This is a genomic window from Ruegeria sp. AM2 (genome assembly GCF_056540685.1).
The window spans coordinates 14,097-30,809 of record NZ_JBQFXE010000015.1; the positions used below are offsets into that span (position 1 = coordinate 14,097).

At 58.2% G+C, this 16,713-nt stretch carries 19 protein-coding genes; 10 read left to right on the plus strand and 9 right to left on the minus strand.

Annotated features, from left to right (window positions below; translation table 11 throughout):
* The first annotated feature begins 87 nt into the window (after positions 1 to 87).
* From ACR0CR_RS19020 to ACR0CR_RS19050, 7 genes are all read left to right on the plus strand, one after another.
* Positions 88 to 1,068, plus strand: coding sequence for a TraB/GumN family protein (locus ACR0CR_RS19020; protein ID WP_480602230.1), 981 nt, complete (start codon positions 88 to 90; stop codon positions 1,066 to 1,068).
* A 108-nt stretch (positions 1,069 to 1,176) separates the two neighbouring features.
* Positions 1,177 to 2,097 carry a manganese-dependent inorganic pyrophosphatase gene (locus ACR0CR_RS19025; protein ID WP_480602232.1) on the plus strand — a complete coding sequence of 307 codons (921 nt, stop codon included), beginning with the start codon at positions 1,177 to 1,179 and terminating at the stop codon, positions 2,095 to 2,097.
* Positions 2,098 to 2,325: 228 nt separating this feature from the next.
* Positions 2,326 to 3,201 carry a TIGR01459 family HAD-type hydrolase gene (locus ACR0CR_RS19030; RefSeq protein WP_480602234.1) on the plus strand — a complete coding sequence of 292 codons (876 nt, stop codon included), beginning with the start codon at positions 2,326 to 2,328 and terminating at the stop codon, positions 3,199 to 3,201.
* Positions 3,202 to 3,301: 100 nt separating this feature from the next.
* Positions 3,302 to 3,745 (plus strand): MaoC family dehydratase, encoded by a 444-nt coding sequence (locus ACR0CR_RS19035; RefSeq protein ID WP_480602237.1) that lies wholly within the window; start codon positions 3,302 to 3,304, stop codon positions 3,743 to 3,745.
* A gap of 56 nt (positions 3,746 to 3,801) precedes the next feature.
* On the plus strand, positions 3,802 to 4,734 hold the full coding sequence (locus ACR0CR_RS19040) for a bifunctional riboflavin kinase/FAD synthetase (protein WP_480602239.1): 933 nt from the start codon (positions 3,802 to 3,804) through the stop codon (positions 4,732 to 4,734).
* Complete coding sequence (locus ACR0CR_RS19045) at positions 4,731 to 5,204, plus strand: YcgN family cysteine cluster protein (RefSeq protein ID WP_480602242.1); 474 nt, start codon at positions 4,731 to 4,733, stop codon at positions 5,202 to 5,204. The genes ACR0CR_RS19040 and ACR0CR_RS19045 overlap by 4 nt, the downstream gene beginning before the upstream one ends.
* Positions 5,204 to 6,238: a threonine aldolase family protein gene (locus tag ACR0CR_RS19050; protein ID WP_480602245.1), complete on the plus strand. Its 1,035-nt coding sequence runs from the start codon at positions 5,204 to 5,206 to the stop codon at positions 6,236 to 6,238. Before ACR0CR_RS19045 ends, ACR0CR_RS19050 begins: the two co-directional genes overlap by 1 nt.
* Here ACR0CR_RS19050 and ACR0CR_RS19055 read toward each other — a convergent pair.
* The gene (locus ACR0CR_RS19055) at positions 6,235 to 7,047 is read right to left on the minus strand and encodes an alpha/beta fold hydrolase (RefSeq protein WP_480602246.1); all 813 of its coding nucleotides are present in this window, start codon (positions 7,045 to 7,047) and stop codon (positions 6,235 to 6,237) included. The two genes, ACR0CR_RS19050 and ACR0CR_RS19055, sit on opposite strands and share 4 nt — an antisense overlap.
* The gene (locus ACR0CR_RS19060) at positions 7,044 to 7,646 is read right to left on the minus strand and encodes a DsbA family protein (protein ID WP_480602248.1); all 603 of its coding nucleotides are present in this window, start codon (positions 7,644 to 7,646) and stop codon (positions 7,044 to 7,046) included. The genes ACR0CR_RS19055 and ACR0CR_RS19060 overlap by 4 nt, the downstream gene beginning before the upstream one ends.
* A 108-nt stretch (positions 7,647 to 7,754) precedes the next feature.
* On the opposite strand from ACR0CR_RS19060, the gene ACR0CR_RS19065 reads away from it, so the two are divergent.
* Together ACR0CR_RS19065 and ACR0CR_RS19070 are read left to right on the plus strand one after the other, a co-directional pair.
* On the plus strand, positions 7,755 to 8,774 hold the full coding sequence (locus ACR0CR_RS19065; RefSeq protein ID WP_480602250.1) for a ribose-phosphate pyrophosphokinase: 1,020 nt from the start codon (positions 7,755 to 7,757) through the stop codon (positions 8,772 to 8,774).
* A 123-nt stretch (positions 8,775 to 8,897) separates the two neighbouring features.
* Positions 8,898 to 9,329: a hypothetical protein gene (locus ACR0CR_RS19070; RefSeq protein ID WP_480602251.1), complete on the plus strand. Its 432-nt coding sequence runs from the start codon at positions 8,898 to 8,900 to the stop codon at positions 9,327 to 9,329.
* A 58-nt stretch (positions 9,330 to 9,387) separates the two neighbouring features.
* Here ACR0CR_RS19070 and ACR0CR_RS19075 read toward each other — a convergent pair whose 3' ends face one another.
* The 7 genes from ACR0CR_RS19075 to ACR0CR_RS19105 form a co-directional block, all read right to left on the minus strand.
* Positions 9,388 to 9,738: an H-type lectin domain-containing protein gene (locus ACR0CR_RS19075; protein WP_480602253.1), complete on the minus strand. Its 351-nt coding sequence runs from the start codon at positions 9,736 to 9,738 to the stop codon at positions 9,388 to 9,390.
* A gap of 111 nt (positions 9,739 to 9,849) precedes the next feature.
* A complete protein-coding gene (locus ACR0CR_RS19080) occupies positions 9,850 to 10,260 on the minus strand; it encodes a F0F1 ATP synthase subunit epsilon (protein ID WP_480602255.1) in 411 nt (136 codons plus the stop codon).
* Between the two features lie 12 nt (positions 10,261 to 10,272).
* On the minus strand, positions 10,273 to 11,697 hold the full coding sequence (gene atpD / locus ACR0CR_RS19085; RefSeq protein ID WP_480602257.1) for a F0F1 ATP synthase subunit beta: 1,425 nt from the start codon (positions 11,695 to 11,697) through the stop codon (positions 10,273 to 10,275).
* A 20-nt stretch (positions 11,698 to 11,717) separates the two neighbouring features.
* Complete coding sequence (locus ACR0CR_RS19090; RefSeq protein WP_480602260.1) at positions 11,718 to 12,596, minus strand: F0F1 ATP synthase subunit gamma; 879 nt, start codon at positions 12,594 to 12,596, stop codon at positions 11,718 to 11,720.
* A 15-nt stretch (positions 12,597 to 12,611) separates the two neighbouring features.
* Positions 12,612 to 14,150 carry a F0F1 ATP synthase subunit alpha gene (gene atpA, locus ACR0CR_RS19095; RefSeq protein WP_480602263.1) on the minus strand — a complete coding sequence of 513 codons (1,539 nt, stop codon included), beginning with the start codon at positions 14,148 to 14,150 and terminating at the stop codon, positions 12,612 to 12,614.
* Positions 14,151 to 14,711 carry a F0F1 ATP synthase subunit delta gene (locus tag ACR0CR_RS19100; protein ID WP_480602265.1) on the minus strand — a complete coding sequence of 187 codons (561 nt, stop codon included), beginning with the start codon at positions 14,709 to 14,711 and terminating at the stop codon, positions 14,151 to 14,153.
* Between the two features lie 311 nt (positions 14,712 to 15,022).
* Positions 15,023 to 15,757, minus strand: a complete 735-nt coding sequence (locus tag ACR0CR_RS19105) for a class I SAM-dependent methyltransferase (RefSeq protein WP_480602267.1) — start codon at positions 15,755 to 15,757, stop codon at positions 15,023 to 15,025.
* Between the two features lie 61 nt (positions 15,758 to 15,818).
* Between ACR0CR_RS19105 and gloB the strand changes: the two genes are divergently transcribed.
* Positions 15,819 to 16,586 carry a hydroxyacylglutathione hydrolase gene (gene gloB, locus ACR0CR_RS19110; RefSeq protein WP_480602269.1) on the plus strand — a complete coding sequence of 256 codons (768 nt, stop codon included), beginning with the start codon at positions 15,819 to 15,821 and terminating at the stop codon, positions 16,584 to 16,586.
* Positions 16,587 to 16,713: the final 127 nt, after the last annotated feature.

Consider the following 16,713-nt stretch of genomic DNA (forward strand, 5'->3'; position numbering starts at 1 on the left):
CCAGAGATGTCATCTAAAGACGTGCCTTGAACCCCGACGCTGTGGCGGGCAATGTCGGTGCAAACCAGATTTGAACGGGATACCCGAATGCGCCTTTTTGTCAGCCTTGTCCTGTTTCTTTTTCCAGCATGCGTTCACGCAGCCTGCGAAGGGCGCGACCTGCGGCTGGACATGACACATGAAGAGCAGGCAGAGCTGCAAGCGGCTGTCGAGGGCATCCCCTTTCCCGAAGGCAACCACTGGATCGCTCGCAAAGGCGATACGATCCTGCACCTTGTCGGCACCTTGCACACAAATGATCCACGAATGGATGCGGTTGTCGAACGTCTTGCCCCTGTCCTCGGCACCGCCGACGCGTTCTATTTCGAAGTCACACAGGACCAGATGGCTGCTTTTGAACAGGGGCTGGCAAAGGACCTCAGCCCGGTCCTGATCACGTCCGGTCCCACGTTGATCGACATGATGCCCGAAGAAGACTGGGCCGCCCTGTCCAGCACCCTGGCTGACCGTGGTATCCCTGGCTGGATGGCCGCCAAAATGCGCCCCTGGTTTCTGACCATGATGCTGGGCATCCCACCCTGCCTGATGCAGAACCCTGACGCCAAACGCGGCATGGATGCGCGCCTGACAGAACTGGCCGTCGCGCGTGGCATCCCACAACACTCGCTGGAACGGATCGAAGACCTGATGGCTATGTTTGACAGCCACCCAATTGAGGATCAGGTGCAATCCTTGGTCCGCTTGGCTGGCGCTTTGCAGGCAGGCGACGATCAACTCGCGACAATGGCGAATGCTTACCTCGAAGAAAAACATGCCGAGATCATCCAGTTGGCTCGTCTACAGGGGTTCGACAGCTCTGGCCTGACCCAAGCCGAATTCGACGCGGAATGGGCAGGCTTCGAAGAGCAGCTTTTGGTGCAGCGGAACGACAACTGGATGCACCATATATTGGAAATTCAGGATCAGACGGCTGTGATAGCGGTCGGAGCCGGGCATCTCGCTGGCGATCATGGCTTACTGAACCAACTGCAAACCGCGGGATACACTTTGCATCGCGCACCATTCTGATTTCAGAACCAGAAATTTACCCTTCGTCGCAGGTGACGTAAGTGCAGGTGACAAGCGCTTTGGACGCCCCTATAAGGCGCGCAAATTTACCATCCTCAGGACGCAGACATGACAACCCTTGTATTTGGCCACAAATCCCCCGACACCGATTCCACAGGTTCCCCGATCCTGTGGTCCTGGTACCTGAACGAAGTCAAAGGCCACGCGGCCGAGCCCGTTTTGCTGGGCGAACCCAACACCGAAGCTGCGTTCATGCTGCAAGAGTGGGACCTGCCCAAGCCGCGCATAATCTCCGAACTGGCCGAGGGCGCACCGGTCGTCATCGTGGACACCAACAACCCTGCCGAACTGCCCGACAACGTTAATGATGCGGACATCAAGGCGATCATCGATCACCACAAATTGGTCGGCGGGCTGGAAACCAAGGGGCCCATCGACATCACGGTGCGCCCGCTGGCCTGCACTGCGACCATCATGATCGACCTGATGGGCGACGACGTGACCCGCATGCCCGACGCCATCAAAGGCGCAGCTCTCACGTGTATTCTGTCGGACACGCTTGAATTCCGCTCGCCTACGACCACCGAACACGACCGCGCTGTTGCTGAACGTCTCGCGTCCGAGCTGGAACTCGACATCCCAAGCTACGCCGCTGAAATGTTCGCTGCAAAGTCCGATGTCTCGTCCTTCTCGGATGCCGAACTGATCCGCATGGACAGCAAGGAATACGAAGTCGACGGCACCAAATTCCGCGTTTCGGTTCTGGAAACCACGGCACCGGGCGTCGTCCTGGACCGCAAGGCCAGCCTGGCGGGTTCTATGGTGGACGTTGCCAAAGAAGACGGCGTGGATCAGGTCCTGCTGTTCGTTGTCGATATCCTGAAAGAAGAGGCCACTCTGCTGGTTCCCAACGATCTGGTCAAAACCGTGGCTGAGAAGAGCTTTGGTGCGTCAGTCGATGGCGACGCAGTCGTTCTGCCCGGCATCATGAGCCGCAAAAAGCAGATCATCCCGAACCTCAAAGTCTGACTCGACACAACAGCGCCCCTGGAGACGCTGTTTTTTTGCGAGGCTCTGCCTCGCGCTCCGGGATATTTAGAGCCAGATGAATTAAGGATCCCTCGCTTCATCTGGCCTAAAACATCCTGGGGGAGTCGCCCTGCAAGGGCGGCGGGGGCAAAGCCCCCTACTGGTCAAACGGCTTGGGCTCTGCCATAGGCATAGGCGACACTTCCGCCGCGCCGACAAGGGCCCACCATGACACAAATCATTCATGCACTTTCCGAAGTTTCCGCCCAATACAAGGCTCTGTTTGTTGATCTTTGGGGGTGCGTACATAACGGGATCACTGCTTACCCCGAGGCTGTCGCTGCTCTGCAAGACTATCGCAGAAATGGTGGGGTCGTCGTGCTGGTCACGAATTCGCCAAAACCCAGGGCTGGCGTCGCGGTTCAATTGGGACAATTTAATGTGCCAGCAGATGCGTACGACACTATTGCCACAAGCGGCGATTCCGCCCGCTCGGCCATGTTCCGGGGTGCAGTTGGCCACAAAGTGTACTTCATGGGCGAATGGGAGCGTGACGCGGGCTTTTTTGAACCGCTGAAACTGCTCCACCACCCGATCCACATCGAACGCGTGCCTTTGGCTGAGGCGGAAGGCATCGTTTGCTGTGGTCCCTTCGACCCGATGGCCGATCCGTCAGTGAACCGCGCGGATTTTCTGTATGCCAAGCAGAAGGGCATGAAGCTTTTGTGCGCCAATCCTGACATCGTCGTTGATCGCGGAGAAGTCCGCGAATGGTGTGCCGGAGCCTTGGCGCGGCTTTATACTGAGATGGGTGGCGAGAGTCTGTATTTTGGCAAACCCCACCCGCCGATCTACGATCTGGCCCGGCGCAGACTGCAGGAATTGGGGCATGACACGCCGGACGCCGATATTTTGGTGATCGGAGACGGGCCGCATACGGACATTCTGGGTGGGATGGGCGAAGGGATTGATTCTCTGTTTATCTCAGGCGGTTTGGCCGCGGCCGAGACCAAAACGTCGCATCACCCGCACCACGAATCTTTAACTGATTATATTGCAAGGGAAAATATCAATCCCACCTACACGATCGGTCGGTTGCGCTGATCAGAAAAGACTTGATTTTCTGCAACTGCGAAGTAATAAAGTTACCCAACACGGGTGACATTGGTTTTTTTGTTGCCCACTCGACTGAAGTGAGGGCGACATGTTGGACAATCTTCCACGCGGCACGATCTGCATTGAAGACATCGAAATGGGCATGAGCCGCCACCTGCGCAAAGTGGTGACGGACGAAGATATCGAGATGTTCGCGCAGGTTTCGACCGACCGGAATCCGGTTCATCTGGACGACGACTATGCCCGCGACACGATCTTTGAAGGTCGCATTGCGCATGGGATGCTGACAGCGGGACTGATCTCGGCTGTCATAGGCGAGCAGCTTCCAGGTCACGGAACGGTCTACATGGGGCAGTCGCTGAAGTTTCTTGCTCCGGTGCGCCCGGGTGACCTGGTCTATGCCGAGGTTAAGGTGATCGATATCGACTTTTCCAAACGGCGTGTGAAACTGGATTGCCACTGCGCGGTAGATGGCAAGAAAGTCCTGGTGGGCGAAGCCATGGTTCTGGCCCCGTCGCGCAAGTTCGACTGACCGAACACTCTGCGAGGGCCTTGAACAAGTTGCAACGCCCGGCTAGGCACAAGCCTATGCAGATCATCCGGGATTTTCAGTTTGTCGAGCCGCAGGACCGTGGCGCCAGCGTGGCGATCGGAAACTTCGACGGTGTTCATATTGGCCACCGTTCGGTCATCGAATTGGCGCGCAAGGCCGCGCCTGATGCACCGCTGGGTGTTATGACCTTCGAGCCGCACCCGCGCGAGTATTTTGCACCCGGAGCACCGCCCTTTCGCCTGATGCGCGGAAACGCCCGTGCGCATCGGTTAGAGAAGCTTGGGGTAAAGAAGCTTTACGAACTGCCCTTTAATGCGGCTCTGGCTGGTCTGAGTCCCGAGTATTTCGCCCGAACTGTCATTTGCGACGGGCTAGGGCTGTCGCATGTCGTCGTGGGTGCGGATTTCTGCTTTGGCAAAGGCCGCAGCGGTACCGCAGGTGATTTGGAGCGCTTTGGGCAGGAAATGGGGTTCGGCGTGACGATTGCGCCGCTGATGGCGCAATCCGAAAACGTGGTGTCCTCGACGGCCATCCGCACTGCGCTGACCGAAGGCCGTCCGCGCGACGCCGCCGCGATGCTGGGCCATTGGCACAGGGTCGAGGGTGAAGTGATCGGGGGCGAACAGCGCGGGCGCGAGTTGGGCTATCCAACCGCCAACATGTCCATCGAAGGGCTGCATCCACCCAAATTCGGTGTCTACGCCGTGCTGGTCGATGTGTTGGACGGTCCGAACAAGGGCAGCTATCACGGCGCGGCTTCGGTCGGCTTGCGCCCGATGTTTCAGGGCGATGTACCAAATATCGAAACCTTCCTGTTCGATTTCTCAGGCGATCTTTACGGCGCGACGCTGTCGGTCGGCCTGGTTGAATACCTGCGCCCCGAAATGACCTTTGACGGGCTGGACGGGCTGATTTCTCAGATGGAGGCCGATTGCGACAAGGCCCGCACACTGCTGGCGGCGCTATGACCACTGACCCGATTGACCGCAACGGACTTGCGCCCCGGTTCTGGGAACGCAAACCGCTGACCAAGATGAACCCGCAAGAATGGGAAGCACTGTGCGATGGGTGCGGCAAGTGCTGCCTGAACAAGCTGGAGGATGAAGACACGGGCGAGGTTGCGCTGACCCGCGTTGCCTGCCGCCTTCTGGACGACGAAACCTGCCGGTGCACACAATACGACATCCGGCATCAATTCGTGCCGGAGTGCATTGTGATGAAGCCCGGCAACATCGACGACCACGCCTATTGGCTGCCGCAGACCTGTGCCTATCGGTTGCTGTGGGAAGGGAAACCGCTTTACGACTGGCATCCCTTGATATCTGGTACGCCGGACAGCGTGCATGCCGCCGGGGTTTCGGTTCAGGGCCGCACGGTATCTGAATTCGAAACGCCACTGGAAGAGTGGGAAGACCATATCATCGAGGAGCCCAACTGATGTATTTCGCCTCTGACAATTCGGGGCCGGTGCACCCGCAGGTCATGGCTGCCCTTAACGCAGCCAATGAAGGTTATCAGATGGCCTATGGTGCCGACACGCTGATGAACGAGGTTCGCGACCAAATCCGTGGGATCTTCGAGGCTCCGGGTGCAGCCGTCTATCTGGTGGCCACGGGCACAGCGGCGAATTCGCTGGCGTTGGCGACGTTGTCAAACCCTTGGGAAACGGTGTTTTGCTCTCCGGTCGCGCATATCCACGAGGACGAGTGCAATGCGCCGGAGTTTTATACCGGGGCCAAGCTGACCTTGGTTCCCGGCGGCGACAAGATGACGCCAGACGCTTTGCGTGGCGCGATCCAGGCCGAAGAGACGCGCGGTGTGCACGGGCCCCAGCGCGGGCCGGTTTCCATCACCCAAGTGACCGAACGTGGATCGGTTTATTCTCTGGGTGAGCTACAGGCGCTGTGCGGCGTTGCAAAGGGCTACGGCCTGCCGATTCACATGGATGGCGCACGGTTCACCAACGCGCTTGTCGCGCTGAACTGCTCGCCGGCTGATATGACGTGGAAATCGGGTGTCGATGCTGTCAGTTTCGGGGGCACGAAGAACGGGCTCATGGGTGTTGAGGCGGTGGTCTTCTTCGACGAAACCAAAGCCTGGGAGTTTGAACTGCGCCGCAAGCGCGGGGCGCATCTGTTCTCGAAACATCGTTATCTGTCTGCCCAAATGTTGGCCTATCTGAAGGACGATCTTTGGCTGACTCTGGCACGACAAGCTAACGCGAACTGCGCCCGTCTAGTGGATGGATTGCGCGACAAAGGTGCGTCTTTCTTGCATGAACCGCAGGCCAACATGGTCTTTGCCGAGTTCCCCCGCGCGCGCCACAAGCAACTGCACGAAGCAGGTGCCATCTATCACCTGTGGGGCGCAGAGCTGGAAGGGGCAGACGACGATGAACCCCTCGCCTGCCGAATGGTCTGCGACTGGTCGATCCGCCCAGAGGACATCGACCAGTTTCTGGCGCTGATTTAGGACGTACCCGCCCAAAACCGCTGCACCAACTCCGCCGTTTCAATTGGATGCGAAATCGGCAGCATGTGGCCTGCGCCTTCAACCACGGCAAATGTTGCATTAGGCAAACGTCGTTGAAGCCCTTGACCAATCGCGGGCATGACCGGATGCGACTTTGACCCGGCCAAGATCAGGGCAGGCATGTCCGCGCGCCCGGTGGTGCTGGGGTCCAGCAAGCCTTTCGTGTCCTCAAATAGAGCACCGGCAAACGCAGGGACGACAGGCACCGCTCGGATCATAGCGGCGCGCGTCTTTTCCAGCATGTCCGGCCAGCGGGGGCTGATATCTGTGCTCCACATGCGATTGAACAAACGCGCTGCAAGCGGCATGTCGCCGTTCTCCAAGGCCTCAATATACGGTTTCGCTTCCGCATCGTGTTGCGCCAAAACGTCCGGCGCATCTTGCGCGGCGATCGCGAAGAAGACCGGCTCGATCAAAACGACACTGCGCACAAGGTCGGGATGTTCAATCGCCAGCCGCAGCGCGACCATCGCGCCAAAAGAATGTCCGATCACATCCATGGGCGCGGTCAATTGGGCCGCTGAGGCCTCGGTGGTCAGATCATAAAAATCGGTCTGACCGTCCCAATCGGGACTGCGCCCATGGGACAGCATATCCGGCGCGACGAACGACGCGCGGCCAGCCAAAGCAGACGACAATCCACCCCAAGCGCCGGAATGCGCCAGCGTGCAGTGCAAAGCCAGGACATTGCGAGGCCCCTCGCCCAACGCCCTGACGAAGACTGACGAAGCCGTCATCGCGTCCTTCACGCCTTCATATCCGCAAGGTGCCGGTCCAAGTCGTCTAGCCGGTCCTGCCCCCAGAACCGCTGACCATCCTCGGTGATGTAAAACGGCGCGCCAAAGACGCCGCGATCCACCGCCTCTTCCAGATTGGCGGCATAGGTTTCGGCACCAACAAGCAGGCCGCTATCAGCCAGTCCGGGATCAAACCCGGCTTGCGTCAGGCACTCTTGGATCACGTCATCCTGCGCGATGTCCTTTTCTTCTGCCCAGCAGGCGCGCACAAAGGAATGGACCAGCTTGCCCACGTCACCGGACCCATCCTTGATCGCGGCAATAATCGCATAGGACGACGGCGCAGCATTGGTTGGCCAATGCGCAGGCTGCAGATTGAATTCCATCCCCAGATTTTTCGACTGACGCTGCAATTCCTGTGCCCGGTATTCAATACGCGAGACATGGCGGTCTTTGGGCGGCGTTCCACCGGTCCGACCGAATAGCGCAATGATGTCCATCGGTTTGTAATTGATCGTCGCGCCGTGCTTGGCCGCGACCTCTTCAAGCCGCAGCCCGGCCAGATAGGTGTAGGGCGAGAGTGTCGCAAAATAGTAGTCAATGGTGGCCATGTTCACTTTCTCCGCAGCGTTATCTTTGCGAGACGGTAAGGCCATGCTAAGCGGTGTCAACATCACGAATCTGTCACATTAGCCATTGCTGCCCGGGGATATCAGCCGATGCCGACACTCAACGAACCCAAGCTTATCGCTGGGAACGCCAACCTTCCGCTTGCCGAAACCATCTCGCGCCGCATGAGCCTGTATCGCGGTGTCGATCAGGGGCTGGTCGATGCCCGTGTCGAGCGGTTCAATGATGGCGAAATCTTCGTCGAGGTGTTCGAGAATGTCCGCGGCGAGGATATGTTCATCGTCCAGCCGACCTCGAACCCGGCCAATGACAACCTGATGGAATTGCTGATTATCGCGGATGCACTGCGTCGGTCGTCTGCACAACGGATCACCGCTGTGATCCCCTATTTTGGCTATGCCCGTCAGGACCGGCGGACCAAAGCCCGCACACCGATCTCTGCCAAGCTGGTCGCCAATATGCTGACCGGCGCAGGCATTGAGCGGGTCCTGACCATGGACCTGCATGCCGCGCAGATTCAGGGTTTCTTCGATATCCCGGTGGACAACCTTTATGCTTCGCCGATCTTTGCGCTGGATGTGAAGCACCAGTTCCAAAACAAGATGGATGAGATCATGGTCGTGTCCCCCGATGTGGGTGGCGTGGCGCGCGCGCGTGAGTTGGCCAAACGGATCGAAGCACCGCTATCGATCGTGGACAAGCGCCGCGAAAAGGCCGGCGAAGTCGCCGAGATGACTGTGATCGGCGACGTCAAAGACAAGATCTGCCTGATCATCGACGACATGTGCGACACCGCCGGAACACTCTGCAAGGCGGCGCAGGTGCTGATGGACAATGGTGCGAAAGAGGTCCACTCCTACATCACCCACGGTGTCATGAGCGGCCCGGCTGTCGAGCGTGTGACCAATTCGGTGATGAAATCGCTGGTTCTGACCGACACGATCCAGCCGACCAAAGAAGTCGCCAAGGCCAAAAACATCCGCATCGTTCCCACTGCTCCGATCTTTACACAGGCGATCCTGAACATCTGGAACGGAACCTCGGTATCGTCGCTTTTCGAGGACAAGACGCTGACGCCGATCTACGAGTCGATGTATCATATGGACTAGCCGGGGGCAGCGTCCAAACGAGACTTTGGAAATTGCTAGCCTTTCATGATGGCCTGAGTTTAGGCTGCGTGGATATCACAACGCGATATTCGCATTCCATCATGTTACCCAAGGACTCGTTCGATGCGCTCAAACCCTTTCTCAGCCGTAACACTCTCTGCAATCCTTGCGTCCACGGCATTCAGTGTGCCGTCCGCGCATGCGGATGATTCGGGTGCTTTGATCGCCGGGGTTGCTTTGGGGGTTCTGGGGGCTTCGATTGCCAAACATCATCACAAGCACGGGTCCCACTACCAAAAGCACCCACATGTGAGCCCCGAAGAGAACGCCGTTGGCCTATGCATGCATAGGACGCTGACGGCGATGACCAATCAGGGATACTACGCCGTCGATTTTGAACGCACCCTGTCTTACACGACAAATGCCGACGGAATCGATCTGATCGACCTCGAGGTTGCGCGTTCCAGCGATAGAAACGACGCGCGAAGCTATATCAAAGCCCATTGTGCGATTCAGGACGACGAGGTCGTCAATTTCAGGTACTCGAATTATTAGGATGATAAGCCAGTTGGCAGCGTTTGAAACAGATCAGCCCTGCTGAACAATTTGACGGCTATGAAATCTCCCAATCATCTGCGTGTGCGACCTCACCGATCGCCAGCCATGACACACGTAGCCGCGCGATCTTGGAATCGGACCACGTCCGAAAGACCGCGCTAAATCCGTTTGGAGTGATATCCTCGGCCTTTACTTCGGCCCTCAGGGCGTTGGACGTGTCCACGTCCCACAGCGAAATACCGATTTGAACGACGGGTGTGTTCCGAAATGGCTGGCCAAACAGAACGGACGAGCGCCGTTCGCGCGCGCCTTCTCCGGTCCACATATCTCCACCATTTGCGAAGTCCGAAAAAAGAACTTCTTCGCCCTGATCAATGCCAATGGGATGTGTTAGAAATTTCTTCATTCAGTCATCTTTTCATTCAATTCCCGCACTTTAACCTGCGGCGATGACGAAATCACGACAAAAAACGGCCCCGTGAACACGAGGCCGTTTTGAATTCGCAAGCGTGAACCCTTACAGGCTCATATGCGTTCCAAGAGCTTCCATATCGGCCAGCAGCTTGGCGGCGTCATCGACGATAGTCTGATCGTCACCGGCCTTCGCAGCCTCGTGCGAGGCGCGGGCTTCGGCAATCAGGTCATCAAGATGCGACCGGGTCACTTCGGCAACCGGAATGGCCTTTTCGGCCAGAACCGACAGGCTGTCGCCATCGATCTGAGCAAACCCGCCGGTCACCAGATATTCGCTGGTGCCCTCGGGGGCCTCGACCTTAAGGATACCCGGGCGCAGGGTGGTGATTGTGGGGGCATGGTCGGGCATCGCCGTCATGTCCCCGTCCGCGCCGGGAATCTGGACCGCCGTCGCGCCAAGCGAAGCTAGGCTCCGCTCGGGGCTGACGAGGTCGAATTGCATCGTGTTTGCCATCAGGTGTGCTCCTTAGGCGGCTTCTGCTGCCATCTTCTCGGCTTTGGCGATCACGTCGTCGATGCCGCCAACCATCAGGAAGGCCGCCTCGGGCAGGTGATCGTATTCGCCAGCCACAACGGCTTTGAACGACGAGATGGTGACATCCAGCGCAACCTGAACGCCAGGCGAACCGGTGAAAACCTCGGCCACGTCAAAGGGCTGCGACAGGAAGCGTTCGATCTTACGCGCGCGCGCCACGGTCAGCTTGTCCTCTTCCGACAGTTCGTCCATGCCGAGGATGGCAATGATGTCCTGCAGCGACTTGTAACGCTGGAGGATCTGCTGAACGTCCGTCGCAACCTTGTAGTGCTCTTCACCAACGATCGCCGGGTCGAGCAGACGCGATGTCGAGTCGAGCGGGTCAACGGCGGGGTAGATACCCTTTTCCGAAATCGCACGGTTCAGAACGGTGGTCGCATCCAAGTGCGCAAACGATGTTGCCGGCGCGGGGTCGGTCAAGTCGTCCGCAGGCACGTAGATCGCCTGAACCGAGGTGATCGAGCCCGACTTGGTCGAGGTGATGCGTTCCTGCAGGGCGCCCATGTCGGTGGCCAGTGTCGGCTGGTAGCCCACCGCCGAAGGAATACGACCCAGCAGAGCCGAAACCTCGGAACCCGCCTGCGTGAAGCGGAAGATGTTGTCGACGAAGAACAGAACGTCGGTACCGGACTGGTCGCGGAACTGCTCGGCCAGGGTCAGACCGGTCAGAGCAACACGCGCGCGTGCTCCCGGAGGTTCGTTCATCTGACCGTAAACCAGCGCAACCTGCGATTCCGACAGGTTGTCGGGCTTGATCACGTTCGATTCGATCATTTCCCAGTACAGGTCGTTGCCTTCACGGGTCCGTTCACCAACACCCGCAAACACCGAGTAGCCCGAGTGCACTTTTGCGATGTTGTTGATCAGTTCCATGATCAGAACGGTTTTGCCAACGCCGGCACCGCCGAAGAGGCCGATCTTACCGCCTTTGGCGTAAGGGGCCAGCAGGTCCACAACCTTGATGCCGGTCACCAGAACCTCGCTCTCGGTCGACTGTTCGTCGAACGCGGGGGCGGGCTGGTGGATGCCGCGGGTTTCGCTTGCTTCAACCGGGCCTTTTTCGTCGATGGGTTCGCCCACAACGTTCAGGATACGACCCAGCGTCGCGTCGCCAACCGGCACCGAGATCGGGCCGCCGGTGTCGGTAACTTCCTCGCCACGGACCAGACCTTCGGTCGCGTCCATCGCGATGGTGCGGACGGTGTTTTCACCCAGGTGCTGAGCAACTTCCAACACCAGGCGCTTGCCGTTGTTGGTGGTTTCCAGCGCGTTCAGAATTTCAGGCAGCTGATCTTCGAAGTGCACGTCGACGACGGCCCCGATGATCTGTGTGACTTTGCCTTTTGCATTCGCCATGTTTCGTCTCCGGTATGTCTCTACAGCGCTTCGGCGCCGGAAATAATTTCAATCAGCTCGTTGGTGATCACGGCCTGACGCGAGCGGTTGAACTGAATCGTCAGCTTGTCGATCATCTCACCCGCGTTGCGTGTCGCGTTGTCCATTGCGGACATCCGTGCACCCTGTTCAGACGCTCCGTTTTCGAGCAGAGCCGAGAAGATTGCGGTCGCAACCCCCTTGGGCAGCAGGTCGGCCAGGATGGCCTCTTCGCTGGGCTCATAGTCGAATACGGCACCGCTATCGTCACCCGCCGCTTCGTCCTCGAACGAGGCGGGGATGATTTGCTGTGCCGTGGGGATCTGGGTCACAACGTTGACGAACTTCGCGTAGAAGATCGTGGCAACGTCGAACTCACCCCCGTCGAAACGGGACAGGACGTCCTTTGCGATGTCTTGCGCGTTGGTATAACCCAGACGTTTGACCTCGCTCAGGTCGATATGGCCCACGAACAGATCGCCGAAATCGCGCTTGAGCGCGTCGCGGCCTTTTTTGCCGACGGTCAAAACCTTGACCGCCTTGCCTTTGGCGCGCAACTCATCCGCCTTTTGGCGGGCAAGCTTGGCGATGTTCGAATTGAAACCGCCGCACAGGCCGCGTTCAGCTGTCATGACAACCAGCAGATGGACATCATCACTGCCCGTACCCCGGAGCAGCTTGGGGGCGCTGTCGCTGCCCCCGACCGAAGCCGCCAGCCCCGCCATCACGGCATTGAACCGCTCGGCATAGGGGCGCGAGGCTTCGGCAGATTCCTGGGCGCGGCGCAGTTTCGCAGCCGCGACCATCTGCATGGCCTTGGTGATCTTGCGGGTCGATTTGACCGACTCGATCCTGTTTTTAAGGTCCTTAAGATTTGGCATATGCCCGCCTCTCCCTTAAGCGAAGGTTGCGGCGTATTCGTCAATCGCAGCCTTGATCTTGTCGGAAGCGTCGCCCTTGATCTTGGGATCTTCATCGGTGATCCACTGAAGCAGGTCAGCGTGCTTGCCACGCAGATGCGCCAGAAGGCCAGCCTCATAGCGGCCAACATCCGATACGTCGATCTTGTCAAGGTAGCCGTTGGTGCCAGCGAAGATGACGCAGACGATTTCCGCGTTGGTCAGCGGCGAGTACTGCGGCTGTTTCATCAGCTCGGTCAGACGCGCACCACGGTTCAGCAGCTGCTGGGTCGCGGCGTCGAGGTCAGAACCAAACTGCGCAAACGCAGCCATTTCACGGTACTGAGCCAGCTCCAGTTTAACCGGACCAGCAACCGACTTCATCGAATTGGTCTGAGCCGAAGAGCCCACACGCGAAACCGACAGACCGGTGTTCACAGCAGGACGGATGCCCTGATAGAACAGTTCGGTTTCCAGGAAGATCTGACCGTCGGTGATCGAGATCACGTTAGTCGGAATAAAGGCTGATACGTCGCCACCTTGGGTTTCGATAACCGGCAGAGCGGTCAGCGAGCCTGCGCCAAAGTCTTCGTTCAGCTTCGCCGAACGTTCCAGCAAACGCGAGTGAAGGTAGAAAACGTCACCAGGATAGGCTTCACGTCCGGGCGGACGGCGCAGCAGCAGGGACATCTGACGATACGAAACAGCTTGCTTCGACAAGTCATCATAGATGATCAGCGCGTGGCGGCCATTGTCGCGGAAGTATTCTGCCATCGCAGTTGCCGCGTAAGGTGCCAGGAACTGCATCGGCGCCGGGTCGGACGCGGTTGCGGCCACAACGATCGAGTATTCAATCGCACCGGATTCTTCCAGTTTCTTCACCAGCTGCGCAACGGTGGAACGTTTTTGACCGATGGCCACATAAACGCAGTACAGCTTCTTGGACTCGTCGTCGCCAGCCGCTTCGTTGTACACTTTCTGGTTCAGGATCGCGTCCAGAGCAACGGCTGTTTTACCGGTCTGACGGTCACCAATGATCAGTTCCCGCTGGCCACGGCCGATCGGGATCATCGCATCAACCGATTTCAGGCCGGTTGCCATCGGCTCGTGCACCGATTTACGCGGGATGATGCCGGGGGCTTTGACGTCTGCAACGCCACGCTTGGAGGCATTGATCGGGCCTTTGCCGTCCAGCGGGTTGCCCAGACCGTCAACAACGCGGCCCAGCAGTTCGTCGCCGATCGGAACGTCCACGATCGAGTTGGTGCGTTTTACAGTGTCACCTTCTTTGATGTCACGGTCGGAACCGAAGATAACGACACCCACGTTGTCGCTTTCCAGGTTCAGCGCCATGCCCATGATGCCACCGGGGAATTCGACCATTTCACCCGCCTGCACATTGTCCAGGCCGTATACACGGGCAATCCCGTCACCGACGCTCAGCACGCGGCCGATCTCGGCCACTTCTGCTTCCTGACCAAAGTTCTTGATCTGGTCCTTCAGGATTGCAGAAATCTCTGCAGCTTGGATTCCCATTTATCCGACCTCTTTCATTGCATTCTGTAGGGAGTTCAGCTTCGAACGGATCGAGCTATCGATCATCTTCGAGCCCACTTTAACGACAAGACCGCCGATGAGGCTTTCATCAACGGTCGCATTTATTGTCACGGTCTTGCCCACACGCTCGGACAGCGTCTTGGACAGTTTATCCATCTGTGTCTTGGTCAGCGCCTTGGCCGAGGCGACATCGGCGGTCACTTCGCCACGCTCGTCGGCCAGCATGTCGCGCAGAACCTGCACCAGTTGTGGCACGACAAAAAGGCGGCGCTTCTGCGCCATCAGACCCAGGGTGTTGCGCAGGATCGGGTTCAGACCCATCTTGTTGGCGACTGCGGTGATTGCGCTTTCCTGTTCAGCACGAGAAACCAGAGGCGATGCAATCAGGTCGCGCAAGTCGACACTGTCGCCCAAGGCTGCTGCCAGATCATTGATGCCGGTTTCCAGACCTGCGAGGTCTTTATTCTCTTTGGCGATCTCGAAGATCGCGGTGGCATAGCGCTCGGCAATGCCTGTGGAAATCGAAGCTGGTTCGGACACGTCCACCCTTCCGATATTTGAGGCCCCGATGTTGCGTAGCGGCCGCTACCTTGGGGCGTGAGGAAACCCCGTCCGAAGGGCCGGGGATCAAAATCACCGGGGATGTAGCAGAGCCGAACCCAGCTAGCAACATATTATCACCGGGACAGTCTTATCCACAAAATGTTTGATTTCAGTATGTTAATAAGGGTGCGACCCTTTTGTCCGATTGGCGCGCGCGAAAAATGTTACCAAAGTGTAGGTTTTTGCGATTCCTGTGGCCATTTTCCCGCGTTTTCGGCATCTGACGTGGCGGAAAATACCACTCCAACCTAAGCCGGTTTCAGCAATCCATCCAACGCCTTTATCGGGCGACGCTCGGTATCTTTCGTAACACTGCCGCTGGGCGGGCGGATGTGCTTTGTGACCTCGACCATTAAAACCCCACCCGCCATGACGGTGGGAAGCCGTTGACCGGTTTTTTCGATCAGGTTGCCTGATTTCAGCCAGAACCGTCGAAAGGACGGCGGCAGGTACAGCGCCGAACAATACGCCTCGGGCAGGAAATGATGCGCTCTGAGCTGGTTTTCCAACTGTGACGCCGAATAGGGGCGGCCAAATCCAAATGGCGTCCGATCTGACCTGGACCACAACCCGGCCCGGTTCGGAACGACAAAAAGAGCCCGCCCGCCGGGCCCCAAAACCCGCCAGCACTCATCCAGCAGTTGGCTTGGCCGGTCCGAGGTTTCCAGCGCATGCATCAAGACCAGCTTATCCACATGTCCGGTTTCGATGGGCCAACGCGTTTCCTCGGTCAGAACCGAAACGTTGGGCATACCCGCAGGCCACGGCATAACACCCTGCGGCCCCGGCATCAGACCTATCACCCGCCGCGCATCCGCAAGATACGGGCGTAGCAGGGGGACGGCGAAACCGAACCCTACAACCGTCTGCCCCTTGGCCTCGGGCCATAGCTGCATCAACCGGCCACGGATCGCAGCCTGCGCAGCGCGTCCAAGGGTGCTGCGGTAATAGAAATTCCTCAGATCCTGCACATCAAGATGCATTGCGGACATCCGGTCAATCGGCTTAGCTGAGCGCAGTCTAGCAACGAAAGGGCAAAAGGCCATGCCTCTTGAGATCGTCACCATCCCATGTCTCAGCGATAACTACGCTTTTCTGGCGCATGACGCCGCCAGCGGCAACACTGCTTTGATCGACGCCCCAGAACCCGGCCCCATCCTGGCCGAACTGGACCGTCGCGGATGGTCCCTGTCGCACGTTCTGCTGACCCATCACCATTGGGACCACGTAGATGGGCTGCCGGGGATTCTTGAAAAGCATCAGGCCAAGGTCATTGGCGCCGCCGCTGACGCCCACCGCCTGCCGCCGCTGGACCTTCAGGTGAAGGACGGTGATACGTTCGAATTTGGCGGTGAGCCGGTTGAGGTCTTGGATGTTTCGGGCCACACCGTCGGCCATATCGCCTTTTACATGCCCCAAAGCGCTGTTTTGTTTACCGCCGACAGCCTGATGGCGCTGGGATGTGGCCGACTATTCGAGGGTACACCCTCTCAAATGTGGGCGTCTCTGGCCAAGCTGGCCGCACTGCCGGACGAAACGATCGTCTGTTCAGGGCACGAATATACGCAATCCAATGCAAAATTCGCCGTTACGGTTGATCCGGACAATCCGACGCTGAAACAACGCGTGGCGGAAATCGACCGCGCGCGCGCGGCTGGGCAAGCTACGGTGCCGTCGACTCTGGGGGTTGAGAAAGCCACAAACCCCTTTCTGCGGGCCACAGATCCGTCGATTCAGGCCCATTTGAATATGCAGGATGCGGACCCTGCAGAGGTATTTGCGGAAATCAGGGCTAGAAAAGACCGATTCTGATGCCTATTTGCCCCTCTTCACAGCCACGGTCACAGGAAATGTGACTGTCAAGTGAAAGAAAACCCTTGAAGCCGGGCCACGATCAACCAAACTCTAATAGTATGAGGACATGGTTGGGATGGGGATC